The sequence below is a fragment of the Flaviramulus aquimarinus genome, assembly GCF_039543205.1.
Classification (GTDB): domain Bacteria; phylum Bacteroidota; class Bacteroidia; order Flavobacteriales; family Flavobacteriaceae; genus Flaviramulus_B; species Flaviramulus_B aquimarinus.
In genome coordinates this window covers 142,137-159,143 of the sequence record NZ_BAABJH010000006.1, presented here as the reverse complement: position 1 = coordinate 159,143, position 17,007 = coordinate 142,137, and the positions used below count along the sequence as shown (strand labels likewise).

The 17,007-nt window shown below is 32.2% G+C and carries 15 protein-coding genes; 4 read left to right on the top strand and 11 right to left on the bottom strand.

Annotated elements, in window-relative coordinates; all coding sequences use genetic code 11:
• Positions 1-70: 70 nt before the first annotated feature.
• The 3 genes from ABD941_RS12210 (at position 71) to ABD941_RS12200 (ending at position 4,011) form a co-directional block, all read left to right on the top strand.
• On the top strand, positions 71-1,699 hold the full coding sequence (locus tag ABD941_RS12210) for an acyl-CoA carboxylase subunit beta (protein WP_345274422.1): 1,629 nt from the start codon (positions 71-73) through the stop codon (positions 1,697-1,699).
• Between the two features lies 1 nt (position 1,700).
• Positions 1,701-3,434 carry a sensor histidine kinase gene (locus ABD941_RS12205; RefSeq protein ID WP_345274421.1) on the top strand — a complete coding sequence of 578 codons (1,734 nt, stop codon included), beginning with the start codon at positions 1,701-1,703 and terminating at the stop codon, positions 3,432-3,434.
• A 154-nt stretch (positions 3,435-3,588) separates the two neighbouring features.
• A complete protein-coding gene (locus tag ABD941_RS12200; RefSeq protein ID WP_345274420.1) occupies positions 3,589-4,011 on the top strand; it encodes a DoxX family protein in 423 nt (140 codons plus the stop codon).
• A 17-nt stretch (positions 4,012-4,028) separates the two neighbouring features.
• Here ABD941_RS12200 and ABD941_RS12195 read toward each other — a convergent pair whose 3' ends face one another.
• The 10 genes from ABD941_RS12195 to ABD941_RS12150 all read right to left on the bottom strand — a co-directional run bounded on the left by ABD941_RS12195 (position 4,029) and on the right by ABD941_RS12150 (position 14,618).
• The gene (locus ABD941_RS12195; RefSeq protein ID WP_345274419.1) at positions 4,029-4,826 is read right to left on the bottom strand and encodes a carboxylesterase family protein; all 798 of its coding nucleotides are present in this window, start codon (positions 4,824-4,826) and stop codon (positions 4,029-4,031) included.
• 194 nt (positions 4,827-5,020) lie between these two features.
• Positions 5,021-6,784: a signal peptide peptidase SppA gene (sppA, locus tag ABD941_RS12190; RefSeq protein ID WP_345274418.1), complete on the bottom strand. Its 1,764-nt coding sequence runs from the start codon at positions 6,782-6,784 to the stop codon at positions 5,021-5,023.
• A 2-nt stretch (positions 6,785-6,786) separates the two neighbouring features.
• The gene (locus ABD941_RS12185; protein WP_345274417.1) at positions 6,787-7,863 is read right to left on the bottom strand and encodes an AMP-binding protein; all 1,077 of its coding nucleotides are present in this window, start codon (positions 7,861-7,863) and stop codon (positions 6,787-6,789) included.
• Between the two features lie 2 nt (positions 7,864-7,865).
• On the bottom strand, positions 7,866-8,828 hold the full coding sequence (locus ABD941_RS12180) for a CPBP family intramembrane glutamic endopeptidase (RefSeq protein ID WP_345274416.1): 963 nt from the start codon (positions 8,826-8,828) through the stop codon (positions 7,866-7,868).
• 56 nt (positions 8,829-8,884) lie between these two features.
• On the bottom strand, positions 8,885-9,931 hold the full coding sequence (locus ABD941_RS12175) for an o-succinylbenzoate synthase (protein WP_345274415.1): 1,047 nt from the start codon (positions 9,929-9,931) through the stop codon (positions 8,885-8,887).
• Positions 9,932-9,941: 10 nt separating this feature from the next.
• Positions 9,942-10,631: a DUF2490 domain-containing protein gene (locus tag ABD941_RS12170; protein ID WP_345274414.1), complete on the bottom strand. Its 690-nt coding sequence runs from the start codon at positions 10,629-10,631 to the stop codon at positions 9,942-9,944.
• A gap of 17 nt (positions 10,632-10,648) precedes the next feature.
• Positions 10,649-11,326: a metal-dependent hydrolase gene (locus ABD941_RS12165; RefSeq protein ID WP_345274413.1), complete on the bottom strand. Its 678-nt coding sequence runs from the start codon at positions 11,324-11,326 to the stop codon at positions 10,649-10,651.
• A gap of 27 nt (positions 11,327-11,353) precedes the next feature.
• Positions 11,354-12,850 (bottom strand): hypothetical protein, encoded by a 1,497-nt coding sequence (locus ABD941_RS12160; RefSeq protein WP_345274412.1) that lies wholly within the window; start codon positions 12,848-12,850, stop codon positions 11,354-11,356.
• 26 nt (positions 12,851-12,876) lie between these two features.
• On the bottom strand, positions 12,877-13,779 hold the full coding sequence (menA, locus tag ABD941_RS12155) for a 1,4-dihydroxy-2-naphthoate octaprenyltransferase (protein WP_345274411.1): 903 nt from the start codon (positions 13,777-13,779) through the stop codon (positions 12,877-12,879).
• Entirely contained in the window at positions 13,779-14,618 is an 840-nt protein-coding gene (locus ABD941_RS12150; RefSeq protein WP_345274410.1) for a 1,4-dihydroxy-2-naphthoyl-CoA synthase, read from the bottom strand. The genes menA and ABD941_RS12150 overlap by 1 nt, the downstream gene beginning before the upstream one ends.
• Before the next feature lie 54 nt (positions 14,619-14,672).
• Here ABD941_RS12150 and ABD941_RS12145 point away from each other — a divergent pair, with 54 nt between their 5' ends.
• Complete coding sequence (locus tag ABD941_RS12145; protein ID WP_425557108.1) at positions 14,673-15,656, top strand: C1 family peptidase; 984 nt, start codon at positions 14,673-14,675, stop codon at positions 15,654-15,656.
• 685 nt (positions 15,657-16,341) lie between these two features.
• On the opposite strand, the gene ung is transcribed toward ABD941_RS12145, so the two are convergent.
• Complete coding sequence (ung, locus tag ABD941_RS12140; protein ID WP_345274409.1) at positions 16,342-17,007, bottom strand: uracil-DNA glycosylase; 666 nt, start codon at positions 17,005-17,007, stop codon at positions 16,342-16,344.

Here is a 17,007-nt window from a genome sequence, read left to right as displayed (position 1 = left end):
TGTGATTTCATTAACAATACCCATTATAATTTTTTGAAACTTTTGTACATTAGCATCAAACTATTATTTTATGGATATAAACTTCAATAAAAACGAAGATCATAATAAACTCTTACTTTCTGAACTCAAAAAAAGACTAGCAAAAGTTAGTTTAGGCGGCGGAAAAAGTCGTATTGAAAAATTACACTCAAAAGGTAAAATGACAGCCAGAGAGCGTATTAATTATTTGTTAGATCCCAAAGCGAAGTCGATTGAAATCGCAGCCTTTGCAGGTGAAGACATGTACAAGGAACATGGTGGATGCCCTTCTGGTGGTGTTGTCGTTAAAATAGGCTATATTAAAGGAAAACAATGCATTGTGGTTGCTAATGATGCTACCGTAAAAGCAGGGGCTTGGTTTCCTATAACTGGGAAAAAGAATTTACGAGCTCAAGAAATTGCTATTGAAAACAAATTACCCATTATTTACTTAGTGGATTCTGCTGGGGTTTACCTGCCCTTACAAGATGAAATTTTTCCGGATAAAGAACATTTTGGACGTATTTTTAGAAATAATGCTGTGATGAGTAGTATGGGAATTACGCAAATTTCTGCAGTTATGGGAAGCTGTGTTGCTGGAGGAGCTTACTTGCCCATAATGAGCGATGAAGCTTTGATTGTTGATAAAACCGGAAGCATTTTTCTTGCTGGAAGTTATTTGGTTAAAGCAGCTATTGGGGAAAGTATTGATAATGAAACTTTAGGTGGTGCCACGACACATTGCGAAATTTCTGGAGTAACCGATTATAAAGCAAAGGATGATAAACACGCCTTAGACACCATTAAAAACATCATAGATAAAATTGGTGATTATGATAAGGCTGGGTTTAATAGAAGTGATGCTAAAAATCCTAAAGAAACGCCTGAGGATATTTATGGTATTCTTCCTAAATCCAGAGCAGACCAATATGATATGTATGAAATCATTAAACGTTTGGTTGATAATTCAGAGTTTGATGAATATAAGGCAGGCTACGGACAAAGCATTATAACATGCTATGCACGTATTGATGGATGGGCTGTTGGTATTGTAGCAAACCAACGTAAACTTGTTAAAACCAAAAAAGGTGAAATGCAGTTTGGTGGTGTTATTTATAATGATAGTGCTGATAAATCTACACGCTTTATTGCGAATTGCAATCAAAAGAAAATCCCTCTAGTCTTTTTACAAGATGTTACGGGCTTTATGGTTGGTAGTAAAAGTGAACATTCTGGAATTATAAAGGATGGTGCTAAAATGGTAAATGCTGTTAGTAATTCGGTAGTTCCGAAATTTACCATAATCATTGGTAATAGTTATGGCGCTGGTAATTACGCCATGTGTGGTAAGGCTTATGACCCAAGGTTGATTGCGGCTTGGCCTAGTGCGGAACTAGCCGTGATGAGTGGAAACTCTGCTGCTAAAGTTTTACTTCAAATTGAAAAAGCATCACTTGAAAAACAAGGTGAAAAAATCACACCTGAAAAGGAAGCCGAATTGTTCAATAAAATAAAGGACCGATACGACAACCAAGTTTCGCCTTATTACGCTGCTGCACGCATCTGGACCGATGGGATTATAAATCCTTTGGATACCAGAACTTGGATTAGTATGGGTATTGATGCTGCTAACCACGCTCCTATTAAAAAGCCTTTTAATATGGGTGTGTTACAAGTATAACATGAAAATAAGGTTATTACTGTTTATACCAATCATATTATGTTCTGTTTTTAGTGGATTTAGTTTTGCACAAAATCATAAAATTTCAGATACATTCTATAGTTCTATATATTCTGGTGATTGGTCTAAATCTTATAGCCTTTTAAAACAATACAAACAGTCTGCTAATACTATTAAAAGCAAAGCCAAATACCATTGGTATCTAGGTTATTTATTACTCCAAAAAGGCGATTACTTTGAGGCTTATAAATCTTTTCTTGAATCTAGAACCTATTGTGTAAAACATGGACTATTAAAAAACCAAGCTAAGGCAGAATCAAGGTTAATTGAATGCCTTTACCTATTAAACAATAGAAATATATCATCAGAAGTAATAAACCTTATTAGTATTGATGAATTGATTGATTCTACCTGTAAAATTGCTGAAGAATTAGATGACGACGATATCAGAATTCATTGTGAGTACAATAAATCAACAAGAGCAGAAAACTTAAAAGATTATGAGTCAAGTTTAAACCACATTGAAAATATGGGAACTATATATCAAAAACAGAAAGATACTGTTAGATATATTGCCAATTTATTAAATATAGCACCAGCTTTAAGCAAACTTAAAAAATACCAAGAAGCTATTAATGTATTAAACATTACTGAATCTTATTACGATAAAAAAGATCCTGAGAATTATAGAAGTCGAATACTTGTTTACTCGCATAAGTGTGACCAATATTACTATTTAAACAAATTAGATAGTGCTTTAATAACTATTAAAAAGGCTAAAAACCTATTAAAAAACTACAATAATTTAAACTATAAAATTTTTGTTTACGAACAACTATGCGATGTTTATGAGAAAACGGAAACCTATCATGAAGCCTTTTTAGCATTAAAAAAACTTGAACAACTAAGAGATAGTGCACAACACCAAAGCCTAATTAAAGATATTGGGGAGATAAAAACCAAATATGAGAGTGCAGAAAAAGAAAAGGAAAATATAATATTAAAAAACAGACAACAAAAATATACATATCAAATCTATATTCTTATTGCGCTTCTCGTTCTTACTGGTTTTATTGGGTATATAATATATTCTAATTCTAAGAAAAAACAACTCTTAGCCATAAGAGACAAAGCTCTTGAAAAAGAAAAAAATGACAAACTTTTAAAAAACTTAGAATTACAAAGTATTGATGCTATGATTTCTGGACAAGAAAAAGAACGAAAACGTATAGCAGAAGACCTACATGATAATTTAGGAAGCACACTTGCTACTCTTAAACTATACTTAGAAACTTTAAAAGAGCGTGTAAAAGGCGATAATTCCAGTATGATTAAAAAAACCGAATCATTGCTCAATGAAGCTTATGAAAAAATAAGGTTTATGTCTCATTTAAGGCAACATGGAAATTTAGCCACTAAAGGTTTAATACCTGCAGTTGAAGATTTAGCTCATAAAATTTCTTATAGTAACAAAGTAGATGTTAGAGTTGCTCATCATATAGAAAACAAATCCCTTGAAAACAGTTTAGAATTAAATGTTTTTAGGATTATTCAAGAACTATTAACCAATGCTATAAAACACTCTAACGCTAAAAATGTAACGGTTAACATTACTTGTTTTGAGAATTCCATAAACATTTTGGTAGAAGATGACGGATCTGGGTTTGATACAAAAAAAATACATCCAAAACATGGAATTGGATTAAGCAATATTAAAAACGTGTTAAAACCTTAGAGGGTAAAATTAACTTTGAAAGTGTGCTAAATAAAGGTTCTGCAATTAGTTTAGATATTCCTTTATAGCTTATAAATGAAAAAAGAGCGACTACGCATTTAACACTAAAACTATTTTTTCGTATCTTAATGACTGTAAATCAACAACTTCAGTCATGAAAACTATAAAAACGTTAAATAAATGGGCTAATGCGCATACGTATTTGCCCTTAGATTTAGTTCGTGTTGCTCTAGGTGTGTTTTTATTTATTAAAGGCATTAATTTTATGGGCAATAGCGAAATGCTAATGGAACTTTTTAAACCTATACAGAATATGGCTGGTGGCATGTTAGTTATTCATTATGTGGCCCCAGCACACTTTATTGGAGGTATTCTTATCGCCACTGGATTATTAACACGTTGGGCAATACTGGCTCAATTACCGATTTTAATTGGTGCTATTATTATTAATTTTGTTGGTGATATGAATTCTAATAATTTGATATTGGCTTTAATCACATTATTAGCCTGTCTCTTCTTTTTACTTTATGGGTCTGGAAAAAATTCGCTTGATTATTATTTTAAAATGCAGCAGTAAATACGCTTAACTACATATTAATTCCATACTTCATTTTCAAGCCACGTAGCCGCTTGATTTAAATAAGGCACGTATAGACATGTATTAAAATGGCCTAAATCATCAGCTACATACAGTTCCACATCTGTTCCTATATTTTTATAATTATCTACAACTGTTATCATAGTTTCTAGAGGAAACAACTCGTCCTTTTCACCATGTATCACATACAATGGAATATCTATTTTAACATTTATAAGTTCGGGATTTAAAGTGTTATAAGAGCTTGACATGGGTATCGCAGCCGAAAAACGATTGGGATACCTTTCAGCATAAAACCAGGCGCCATTGCCCCCGTCACTATAGCCCATAATGGCTACTTTATTTTCATCTACTGGCAAGTTAGTCTTTACTAAATCTGTTAATGTTAAAATTTTTTCTTGTTCTGGAAGTCCGCCCCACGAAAAACCTTCGCTATTCGGACATAATAGAATGGCATCAATAGACGCTAGACCGGGTTCTTCTAAACATGCTGTATTTTTATGTATATCTGGATCTATTATAGAGGTGCCTCCATGCAAACAGATTATTAATGGTCGTTTATTTGTTTCGCTAGCCGATTCTGGAATAATAACCCTAAATCGCCAATACACATTACTGAAACTTCCTTCTATTTCCATATCATTAACACCACTGTTGAAGGTTAATAAACTAAAATCATTTATGGCATCTTGAAGGGATCTCGTATTTTTAAATGTGTCATCGTCTGATTTACTACAATTAAATAATAAACTGATACATAACACTTTTAGAATTATATATTTAAACGTTTTCATAAGCATTCTTATCTGCTTAAAAATAATATATAATTTTCTAATTAACGTGAATAATTTACAGGAAATCTATGTTAGTTTGTTGTTAGACAAAGATTCACAGAGGTTTTCGCTGAGACTCACGGAAGTTTCTCTGAATTCTTTTACAATAACTCGATGCACTATACAAATTTGCGTCTTAGTTAGAAAAAAAGTACTTATTTAATCTCAGTACCAAACGGAAACAATAATTGAATGCCTTTCTTCTGCGAGATAGCTTTTACTTTTTTAAGCATGTTATAGGTGTCTGTCCCTAACTCTTCTTTTAAAATGGTTTCTTTTGTTTTTATTATTCCTAACTCTTCTAACATTTTATCGAGGTCTTTTTCAAAAACAGGAAATTCTTTTATGTTGTAATCCTCAATTCCAGAAGCTTCAGCAGCATATTGCAAAGCTAAATCCAATCCTCCTAATTCATCAACCAATCCATTGGCCAAAGCATCAGTACCTGTCCAAACACGTCCTTGTGCAATGGCCTTAACAGCATCTTGTGTCATGCTACGTCCATCGGCAACCCGAGTCGTAAACAATTCATAGACATCAAAGACCCCTTCTTTAATAAAGGCACGTTGTTCATCATTTAAGGGTTCAAAAAAGCTGTAGGTCACTGCATTTTTATTGGTTACAACCTGTTCTGCATTAATCCCCATATTATCCGCTAATTCTTTTCCATTTGGCAACATCCCAAACACACCAATACTTCCTGTAATGGTTGTTGGTTCTGCTATAATCCTATCGGCATTACAGGCTATATAATACCCACCAGATGCAGCATAATTTCCCATTGATACAATTACGGGTTTAACTTTTTTAGTTAATTCTATTTCACGCCAAATAAGTTCGCTTGCCAATGCACTACCTCCTGGGGAATTTACTCGTAATACAATGGCTTTAATTCTATCATCTTCTCGTGCTTCTTTTAAAGACCTATTCATAGTGCCTTGTCCAACAGTATTTTTATCACCTTCTCCATAAATGATATCGCCTTCTGCATATATAACTGCTATTTTGTTTTTACTATAGTTTGCCAGTAATTTAGTAGCTGTATGCTCTGCATAATCTTTAATAGTAATGGATTCTAAATCATCGTTTAAGTCAACTCCAATAGCATACTTTATTCCATTTATATATTCATCATGATATCCAATTTTATCAATTAGATTAGATGCCTTAGCTAAACTTGGATTCCTTGCAAGTAAGCTATCTGCAATGGTGTTTAATCTATCCATTGGTATCCCTCTACTACTGGAAATATCGTGTTTTATTTCATTCCAAAGTGAATTTAAATACGCCGAAATTTGCTCTCTATTATTATCACTCATTTCATTTTCCAGAAAAGGTTCTACAGCACTTTTATATTTCCCTAATCTAACAACTTCCATTTTAAAGCCTGTTTTTTCTTGGAAATCTTTAAAATACAAACGTTCTGTAGATAGACCTTTAAACTCAAAAATCCCTACTGGGTTTAAATAAACGGTATCGGCCACAGAGCTTAAATAGTAATCTTTTTGTGTGTATATATCTGAATAAGAGACAATAAACTTGCCTGATGCTTTAAATTTCAATAAGGCATTTCTTAAAGCTTTTGTTTGCGATATGCCAGCATTAATAAAATGGTTTTCTATTGAAATACCTTTAATTTTATCATCGGTAGCCGCATAATCTATAGCATCAATGATATTAAAGAGTCCATTTTTTTTGTCTTCATTTAGAAATGAATATTCTGCAAACTCTGTTCTTCCTGCATAATCTCTAACAGGAAAATCCAAAGTTAATTTTAAAACAGAATTTGGTTTTACTTTGACAACTTCATCTGAGCTTCCTCCAAATAATACGCCTAAAACAATTAGGCTGATAAAACAAATAGCTAGAAACACAAAAATACCTGTTACTGTTGATAATACGCGTTTAATAAAATTCATAATTAAATATTTAAGGCTTCTAAAGTTTTCTTCCTATGGATCTTTCCTGATGCCGTTTCTTTAAAATTAGCTATAGTGATAACTTCTTTTGGTTTTTCGTATGTATCTAAGGTTTCAAAAATTGAAGGATTCAGGTTATTTGTTTTACTTTCTATAACCAATATTAATTTTTGCCCTAAAGTATCGTCTGGTTTTGATGCTATAAAAAACGCATCATCTATTTTATCCTGAAGTTTTTTTTCTATGACCTCCGGAAATAATTTTATGCCTCCGGAATTTATAACATTATCATATCTGCCCAACCATTGGAACTCAGTTTGGGAATAGATTTTAACAATATCATTAGTAATAATGACATTATCTGAAAGATGTGGGGCATCAATAACCAAACACCCTCTGTTATCTTGAGAAATATTAACCTTAGGTAAGGTTTTAAAATAGGAGACTTCACCTTGTTCTGGGTCATCAAAATTATTTAGCTTTCTTACGGCTATATGAGACACAGTTTCGGTCATCCCGTAAGTTTCATAAACATGTGGCTTTTTGTCTTTTATAGATTCAATTATGGTATTTGAAACTTGACCACCACCCACAATTACGGTTTTTATGTGTCGTAAATACTTTGCAAAGTTTTTAAGTTGCATGGGCGTAAAGGCACAGAACTCATAATCTTTTTCATAATCTATAAGCGGAAGTGCTGTCGGCTCGACCATATCCAATTCTAAGCCTAAAACAATGGCTCTTACCATCATCATCTTACCTGCAATAAAATTGGATGGTAAGCAATGTAATACTTTACTACCGGGTTTTAAATTAAAAAAATCGCCTGTAGCTATAGCGGAATTCACCATAGCTTGTTTTTTAATGTTTATTCTTTTTGGCTTACCTGTAGATCCAGATGTTTTTACTGTAATATGATCTTTAGCATCTAACCAATCAAGCAAAAAATTACCTAGTTCTTGTTGATAAGGCCTGCCTTCTTTAACATAGCTATAGGCAACTTCCATAAGGTCGTCGTGCTTATAACTTAAACCATCTAACTTAAATTTTAAATGTACATTGGTATAATTGGGTATCATATTTATTCTTCTAATATTTTGTAATTATCTTTTGTAGGCGCAACTATTTTTCCAAATAATTTATCTTTCCAATTCGTCCATTTATAAACTTTAGACAGTATAAAAAGTAATATTGGAAACACAACAAAAACGGGAACAAATATCTCTTCAAGTCCCATTTCTGAAGGGTCTGACAAATCTTTTAAAACCGAATGGGTTTGAAACGCTGTCCAGTCTGCCGTAACTAAAAGTGCTGTAAATAAATTATTAGCAGCATGAAACCCTAGAGCGAGTTCCATACCTTCATCCATTAACGTTATTATACCTAAAAACAAGCCTGTTCCAATATAATAAACCATAATAACCGGGCCTAATTTATCGACTTCTGGATTGGCAATATGTAACAACCCAAAAACCAATGAAGTTATTAATAACGGCACCCATTTATTTTTCACTAAAACACCTATCCCCTGCATTAAATAACCTCTAAACAAATACTCTTCAAAACTCGTTTGTAAAGGCACTAAAAGGATAGCAATAACACAAAGTATTAAAAATGGAACTAGATTGAAGTTTAATTGATAATCTTCTGGTGCCATAAAATAATCTAATAGAACTATACTACTAGACACAATTCCCCAAACAAAAAAGATAAGCCAAAACCGTTTCCAATCTATTTTTTTTCTGGACGTTGTTAAGCGTTTTATAGATTGTTTGTGTAAATATTTAACGGCCAATAAGAGTGCTAAAAGACCTCCTGCAAATGGTAGTAAAACAAAAACTAGGTTTACGTTAGGTTCAAATAAAGACATGATATAATTAGTATCTCCCATTTGGGAGATATCAATATTACCATTAGCCGTTTCAATACCAATGGCAATCATGTGCGGCATAGAAAAAACCGCAACACCTATAATGGCAATTATTACGCCGACTATGTAACGCCACCAATCGTGTAAAACATTAAAAGTTTGAGCTATATACATATTTATAAATTAATTCCGAATTTAAACCGGAAACTAGTTACTGATTTAAAACAACATTACTCATGTTGCATGTTTTTTAATTGCCAATTAACACTTTTATTGTACTGCAATGTACCATTTTTAACTTGCAATGGACTTTCGAAATTATTGGTAAATAAACTTCCTGTTCCGAGCCCTTGTGGCAAACCGCTTTTTTTTGTGTATGTGTATTGCGCTATGGCATTAAGCCCAATATTACTTTCTAAAGCACTAGTTATCCACCATCCGGTTTTTTGTTTTTCTGCACTATTTATCCAAACATCACTTCCACTAAAACCACCAACTAAACTGGGCTTTAAAATAATGTATTGCGGATTTATAGTTTGTAGCAATTCTTGCTTTTTTGTTACAGAAAAAATGCCAATTAATTCTTCATCTAAAGCAATAGGTAAAGGCGTTGTACTGCACAATCTAGCCATTTCTTGAATTTGCCCTTGTTTTATGGGCTGTTCTATGGAATGTAAATCGAATTCTGATAATCGCTTTAGTTTTTCTAAAGCTTCGGAAGGAGTGAATGCGCCATTGGCATCTACACGCAATTCGATGTCTTTTGATGTAAATTGCTTTCTTATGGATTTTATAAGATTGATTTCTTGTTGAAAATCGATAGCTCCAATTTTCATTTTTATACAATTGAAACCCGCTTCAATCTTGTCTTTAATTTGTTGTTTCATGAAAGCATCAGAACCCATCCAAATTAAACCGTTTATTGGTATTGAAGCTTCACTTTGTGTGAATTTAGAAGGAAATAATTCAAATGTATTAGGGTTTTCTAAAGATTTAAAAGCCATTTCCAATCCAAACTGAATACTTGGAAATTCAATCAGCTTATCCAATAGCACTTCTAAACCTAAATGTATGTTTTTACAAGTCCATTTGAGTTTGTCTTCATAATCTGGTCTATCATCAACTGAAAGCCCTCTAAAAATACCGCATTCGCCAATCCCTTGTTTATCTCCAGCATTTAAAATAAGAAACCAGGTTTCTTTTGTTTTTAAAATGCCTCGAGATGTACCACTTGCATGCTTAAAATTTAGAATGTATTTTTTATATGAAGCTTGCATACGTTTTTAATTAAAAACTATGGTGAAAACTCAATTGTAGTTGTGCTTTTCCCCAGTTTACTGTTTTTTGGTTCATCCAGCCTAATTGGAACTTCATACTTGGTTTTAAAACATAACCAAACCCGAGATAGGTTCTGTTTCTATCAAACAATTGTACGGTTTGGTTATTGCCTATATCTGTTTGACCATTAATAAACAATTCGTTATACAACGCAACGTAAATAGCTTTATTTTCAAGTGTACTTTTATTAACAGGGATATTCAAAAATATATTGTAGCGGTAACGTGTTCTGAAGTCTTGATTTTCAACAAAACGCTGTTCAAATCTAAAACGGTGTGTTAAATAAAACCTGTTACTCAATTTTTGGGGAAACAAGGCCTCTTGATAAATTCTACTTTCTGAAGTTGTTGCGTTACTCTCACCAAATTGTCCTGTTGTAATATTACCATATCCTAAGGTAAATAGGACATCGTTACTTTTAGGTTTAAATGTTAGACCTGAACGTATTAAAAGCTGTTCCAAGTCTCCTAGTATATCCCAATTTCGATATTGTAAATCCCCTTGTATACCAAATTGACTGTTCTTGAATTGGTACTTAAAAAAATACATATACCAAGCGCCAGTTTTAGACTGTTCTATTTGTGCATTTAATGGTGTAAAAAGATAACAAAACCCTAGTGTTAAAAGAAGTTTTCGCATGTAAAAATATTTAACAATTATAGCTCTATGGAACCGCCTATTTCCAAAAGCATTAAATCTTTATCCTTTTCGAAGAATTTACGCTTAGCAACTTCATGGTCAATTTCTATGTAACCAAACGTATCGTAATGGTATCCAAGTATTTTATCACACTCAACAAAATCGCTAGCTAAAATAGCATCATCTATGCCCATCGTAAAATTATCTCCAATTGGCAAAATGGCTAGATCCAATTTTGTTTGTAGCGGGATAAGTTTCATATCAAAGGTTAATGCCGTGTCTCCAGCTATATAAATATTTTTATGCTCGCCTTCAATCACAAAACCTCCGGGTTGCCCACCATAGCTTCCATCAGGAAAAGAGGATGTGTGTATGGCATTTACATATTTAACAGAACCAAAATCAAAAGTCCATCTCCCGCCATGGTTCATCGGATGCCCTTCTAATCCGAGGTTTGTGTAGTGGGTTACTATTTCGTAATTCGAAATAATTACCGCTTCAGTTCTTTTTGCAATAGCCTCAACATCTACAATATGATCTTGATGCGCATGTGTAATCAGTATATAATCCGCTTTAAGGTTATTAATATCAATTTCTGAAGCTTTTGGATTTGCAGAAATAAAAGGGTCTACAAGTATATTAACATCGTTAATTTGAATGCCCAAGCTGGCGTGTCCGTAAAATGTGATTTTCATGTTTTTTTATTCTGTAAAATAATGATTTTACTCCAATATTAAAAATTGTTTTTTGCCACTGCTTCTGCTTATCGTAATAAAACGTTCGCCGTCATAAACTCCATAGTAGGGTTTATAAAAGGTTTTTCCTTTATTATCTTGTATTTTATTATACTGCACTTTTCCTTTTTCATTAAATACAATATCAAATAAAGATGTAGATTCAAACCAACCTTTAGAGACCTTTACTCTACCATCACCTTTATCTGTTAAGTTTTTGCCCGAATTTAAAATAACATGTAACTCGTCATCCTTCACAAATGCATTATATGATGGTGAATTTGCTCGTTTAAATATACTTCTTCCCCATTCCAGCTCGCCTTCTTTATTTAATTTTATTACCAAAATATTATTGTAATGGTAAGTGGTTTGTGTATATCCTCCATTCATTCCATTGGAAACATAAACTTGTGTTATAAAAAATTCCTCGGCTAATAAATATATGTTTTCTTTACTATCAGTTATAACATAATCCACATAGTAGCTAGATAATTCTGCACCTTTATCTTTTTTACTCTTAGCTGTTTCTGTAGAATATAAATCTTTATATACCATTTCTGGTAATTTATAAGAACTTAACGCTTTAATATCCATACTTAAAGTATCTACATCATACATTAAAGTCCCTTTAATTCTACCGGCCTTCTTGTCTGAATAAAAACCAATTAACTGTATTTTGTTATTAATATTCGAAATAATTAGTGAGCTAATATGCCTCTCTTTATCAAAACTAACTTTTTTAGTCTGAATTTCAGAATTTGATATTTTATTAAATATGAAATCATAATTAGCCTTACCGTCTTTTTTTTGATACCTTCCTTCTAAAAATAATTTGCCAAGTGCATAAACAGTAGCATTATCATCAATTGATAAATCATTTGCTGAATAATATTTTTCAGTATTTTCTTGGAATTTTTTCTTGTAAATTAATTCTAATGTTTTAGAATTATAAACTCGAACTGTATATGAATTAGAATGTTTCTTAATATCATCTGTTGATACTACAAAATAGTCGCCATTAGGAGAAATAGCAAAACCTGTTTCTCGCTTATTACTGCCTGAGAAAATACTTTGTCTTTTTTCAACATCAGCCTTAAAAAGTTTTGTTTTTTTATATGTTTTATTAACCAAATTAAACTCATGACAATAAACAACTCTTTCTTTTCGTGATGGAGAAAATATTGTAAATATCTTCATGCTATTACCAAACGATAAATTAGCATGATACTTTTCTTTTGTTTCAATACGTATTAAACCATTTTTAATTCTTTCTAAAGATGCATCGAATACATCAAACAGCAAACCTTTTTTACTAATTCTAATAACACCTGTAAGACCATTAGGGGTTGAATGTATAGAAACCACTCTTTGAGACATTACTTTATCTGTAAACGCTTTACTTTCTGTTATTTTTAAATTTGTTTTGTTTTGTGAAAAACTTATAGTTGTAAAAATAAATACTAGAAAGCAGGTTATTTTTCTCATTCCTAATTGCAATTTTAAGTTTGAATTTATAATAAATGTCCTATGCCCATTAAAATTGCCAAAATTACTATAGTTAGTGCCAATTTTTTTAATTCTGGGTCTAGTAACTTAGGGTCTGAACTCGTATTTACTTTTTTTAGATGAACTAATAAAGGAATGTATGCTAAAATAAAAATTAAATTATATGGCGATGTATAATACAATATACCAAATAGGCTCGATAACACTATGGCTGTTATAATAAGAATATTATGGTAAGCTTTCGCCTTACTTTTTCCAAGTTTTACAGCTAAAGTGATTTTATTGGATTTTTTATCCGAATCTAAATCACGCATATTATTAAGGTTTAAAACCGCTGCACTTAGCAAGCCTATGGTACAAGCTGGCAAAAAGGTTACATGATCCAATTGTTTTGCAAATAACACATAACAACCTATAACACTTACTAATCCAAAAAAAACAAAAACAAAAAAATCGCCTAAACCTCTATAACCATATGCATTATCACCTATAGTATAACGCATTGCGGCAACTACAGATCCAATACCAATTGCAAAGAAAGTAAGTGTTAGAAAAAAATGTTTAACACCAAAGGCTGAATAAATGAGCATGAATGCTAACCCTATTGAAATTAAAATATTCATTCTGATAGCATTAAACAACTCATCTGGAGATATTTGTCCGGATTGTATAACACGCTCTGGTCCTATTCTATCATCATTATCAGTACCTTTAAGACCGTCCCCATAATCATTAGCAAGGTTGGATAATATTTGAAAACTCAAGGTTGTTAATATGGCCAGCACACAAATATCCCATCTAAAAACGCCATTATAATGCGCTAAGCATGAGGCTAATATAATACCGGATATTGATAATGGCAATGTTCGTAAACGTATTGCCGAAACCCAAATAGATAGTTTATTCATTAAGGAATCCATTTTTTATCAAAGTTAGGCTTTCGCTTCTCTAAAAAAGCGTTGCGTCCTTCTTTTGCTTCTTCGGTCATGTATGCCAAACGGGTCGCTTCGCCTGCAAAAACCTGCTGTCCAACCATACCATCATCTGTTAAGTTCATGGCAAATTTCAACATTTTTATGGATGTTGGCGATTTTTCTAATATTTCTTGTGCCCATGCATAAGCTGTACTTTCAAGTTCTTCATGAGGGATTACTGCATTAACCATTCCCATATCAAAAGCTTCTTGTGCCGAATAATTTCTTCCTAAGAAAAAGATTTCACGGGCTTTTTTCTGTCCAACCATTTTTGCTAAATATGCAGAACCATAGCCTCCATCAAAACTTGTAACATCGGCATCTGTTTGCTTAAAAATAGCATGCTCTTTACTTGCCAAGGTTAAATCGCAGACCACATGCAAGCTATGCCCACCTCCTACAGCCCATCCTGGAACCACTGCGATTACTGCTTTAGGCATAAAACGAATTAAGCGTTGCACTTCTAATATATTTAAACGGTGATAACCGTCCTCACCAACATAGCCTTGATGACCTCGTGCTTTTTGGTCGCCTCCGCTACAAAACGAATATACACCATCTTTAGTTGAAGGCCCTTCAGCAGAAAGCAAAACAACTCCTATATTTACGTCTTCATTAGCATCATAAAAGGCATCATATAATTCGCTAGTAGTTTTTGGTCTAAATGCATTTCGAACATTTGGTCTGTTAAATGCTATTCTAGCAACACCATTGCACTTTTTATAAGTGATGTCTTGGTATTCTTTAACAGTAACCCAATTTGGTAGCTCCATTTTCTTTATTTTAGTCAAAAATAAATTTTATTTCATTAATACACTTACTTCGTTATGAAAAATAATATTTTATTAGTTGTTTTTTCGCTTATTGCATCTATAAATTATTCGCAACCTTATGAATTTAAAACCATTATAGATTTAGAAACCACCGATGTTATTAACCAAGGCCATACTGGAACATGTTGGAGCTTTTCTGCTTCCTCTTTTTTAGAAAGCGAAGTTATTAGGCTTACGGGCAAAACCATTGATTTATCAGAAATGTATACAGTCCGTAACACTTACCCTAAAAAAGCTTTGAATTATGTTATGAGGCAAGGTAAGGGCCAATTTAGTGAAGGCGGTTTAGCTCATGATGTTTTAAATAGTGTTGAAGAATATGGAATCGTGCCAAATTCTGCATTTACAGGTTTAGAAGATGATGCCACCAAGCATAATCACTCAGAAATGATTGCTGTTTTAAAAAGTGTATTGGATACCTATATTAGTAATCCAGGCCAACAATTATCTTCTAAATGGAAACAAGTTACAGAACATATTTTAGATACTTATTTAGGAAAAAATGTGTCTACTTTTAACTATGAAGGTGTTGAGTATACGCCTAAATCCTTTTTAGAATACACCAAAATAAAACCGAAAGACTATATTACACTCACTTCTTTTACTCATAAACCGTATAATTCTCAATTCATATTAAACATTCCAGACAATTTTTCTAATGGTAGTTTTTACAATGTAGCATTAGACGATATGATGGAAACTGTTAATAATGCCCTTAAAAATGGGTTTACTATTGAATTGGATTGTGATGTGAGTGAAAAAACATTTTCAGCAAAACATGGTATTGCTGTTATTCCAAAGGATGCTAACAAAAATACTCAAGCGCTGACAACAATAAATCCCGAAAAAGTAATTTCCCAAAAGCTAAGACAACAAGAGTTCGAAAATTATAATACTACAGACGACCATTTAATGCACATAACCGGTATGGTAAAAGACCAAAATAATATCGTTTACTACAAGGTAAAAAACTCTTAGGGCAGCAATTCAAACAGAGTTGCGCATGGCGGATATATTTTTATGAGTGAATCTTATTTTAAATTGAAAATGATTTCTATTACCGTACATCAAGATGCAATTTCTCAAAATTTACGTCCTCTTTTATTAAAATAGCAAAAACACACATTCTTATTTGAGCATATAATAAAACTGAAAAATACGTAGTTATACGTATAGTCAAATATTTTTGGTTTGACTATTTTTGTTAATAAATAATATTAGTAATATCAAAAAATGTTGACAAAAAGTGTTTTTTATCGAAAAAAACATTAATTTTGTCGGAAACTAAACACCCAAAGCCTATGATATTAACAATTACTCTTTCAGTTATTGCACTTGTAATCGTCAATTTATTACTATTAAAGTTTAGTTGTAATAAAATCGAAAAAACAAGAAAAAAAGACAGAAAACCTGTTATATTTAGACCTTTGACATCCAGTCAAACAGTAGTACTTGCTCCTACTGGTAGTTAATAAAAAAACTTCTGTTTTTCTTTTTAATAATAATGTGACTTTTAAAAGTATTTTGGTGTCTTATATGTTAATTATTTTTTTAACATGATGCGCCTTATTTACTCTACTATTCTTGTATTCTCTTTAATTGCAAGCCTTTGTTTTCTAATCCATGTTTACCATAGAAACAAAAAAAGCTAAGTGCATATAAGCTACCAATCTATTTTCTTTTCCCCTTGGTCTTCCAACCAAATATTAGTATTTCTAAAATTCTTGTTTCCAAACCAATAACCTCTATTAGCACTTAATGGAGATGGATGCCCGGAGGTCAACACTTTATGCTTTTGACTATCAATCAAATTTATTTTTTTCTTAGCAAAACCACCCCATAGTAAGAAAACCACGCCTTCTTTTTGGTTATTTATGGTTTTAATGATTGTATCCGTAAAAGTTTCCCATCCTTTTTTTTGATGGCTTCCTGCTTGGTGAGCTCTTACCGTTAAAGTAGCATTCAATAGTAAAATACCTTGAGTTGCCCACCGTAATAGGTTACCACTTTTAGGATATGGAATTCCTATATCTAATTCAATTTCTTTAAATATATTAATTAATGATGGTGGATGGGCAATACCATCATTCACAGAAAAACATAATCCATTAGCTTGCTCATGACCATGATAGGGATCTTGACCAATAACAACCACTTTAAGATCATTAAAATGACAATAGTTAAACGCATTAAAAATTTGACTTTCTGGGGGAAAACAGGTATGGGTCCTATACTCAGACTTAACAAAACCTAATAAATCTTTAAAGTATGGCTTACTAAACTCTTCTTCTAAATGATGTTTCCAACTTTGGTGAATATCAACATTCAT

Bases quoted from the DNA above. Each gene is read 5' to 3' on its own strand.
- ABD941_RS12195 (WP_345274419.1), bottom strand. From the start codon at position 4,826: ATGAAAACGTTTAAATATATAATTCTAAAAGTGTTATGTATCAGTTTA.
- ung (WP_345274409.1), bottom strand. From the start codon at position 17,007: ATGAATGTTGATATTCACCAAAGTTGGAAACATCATTTAGAAGAAGAG.
- ABD941_RS12200 (WP_345274420.1), top strand. From the start codon at position 3,589: ATGAAAACTATAAAAACGTTAAATAAATGGGCTAATGCGCATACGTAT.
- ABD941_RS12210 (WP_345274422.1), top strand. From the start codon at position 71: ATGGATATAAACTTCAATAAAAACGAAGATCATAATAAACTCTTACTT.
- ABD941_RS12175 (WP_345274415.1), bottom strand. From the start codon at position 9,931: ATGCAAGCTTCATATAAAAAATACATTCTAAATTTTAAGCATGCAAGT.
- menA (WP_345274411.1), bottom strand. From the start codon at position 13,779: ATGAATAAACTATCTATTTGGGTTTCGGCAATACGTTTACGAACATTG.
- ABD941_RS12150 (WP_345274410.1), bottom strand. From the start codon at position 14,618: ATGGAGCTACCAAATTGGGTTACTGTTAAAGAATACCAAGACATCACT.
- ABD941_RS12170 (WP_345274414.1), bottom strand. From the start codon at position 10,631: ATGCGAAAACTTCTTTTAACACTAGGGTTTTGTTATCTTTTTACACCA.
- sppA (WP_345274418.1), bottom strand. From the start codon at position 6,784: ATGAATTTTATTAAACGCGTATTATCAACAGTAACAGGTATTTTTGTG.
- ABD941_RS12185 (WP_345274417.1), bottom strand. From the start codon at position 7,863: ATGATACCCAATTATACCAATGTACATTTAAAATTTAAGTTAGATGGT.
- ABD941_RS12165 (WP_345274413.1), bottom strand. From the start codon at position 11,326: ATGAAAATCACATTTTACGGACACGCCAGCTTGGGCATTCAAATTAAC.
- ABD941_RS12160 (WP_345274412.1), bottom strand. From the start codon at position 12,850: ATGAGAAAAATAACCTGCTTTCTAGTATTTATTTTTACAACTATAAGT.
- ABD941_RS12180 (WP_345274416.1), bottom strand. From the start codon at position 8,828: ATGTATATAGCTCAAACTTTTAATGTTTTACACGATTGGTGGCGTTAC.
- ABD941_RS12205 (WP_345274421.1), top strand. From the start codon at position 1,701: ATGAAAATAAGGTTATTACTGTTTATACCAATCATATTATGTTCTGTT.
- ABD941_RS12145 (WP_425557108.1), top strand. From the start codon at position 14,673: ATGAAAAATAATATTTTATTAGTTGTTTTTTCGCTTATTGCATCTATA.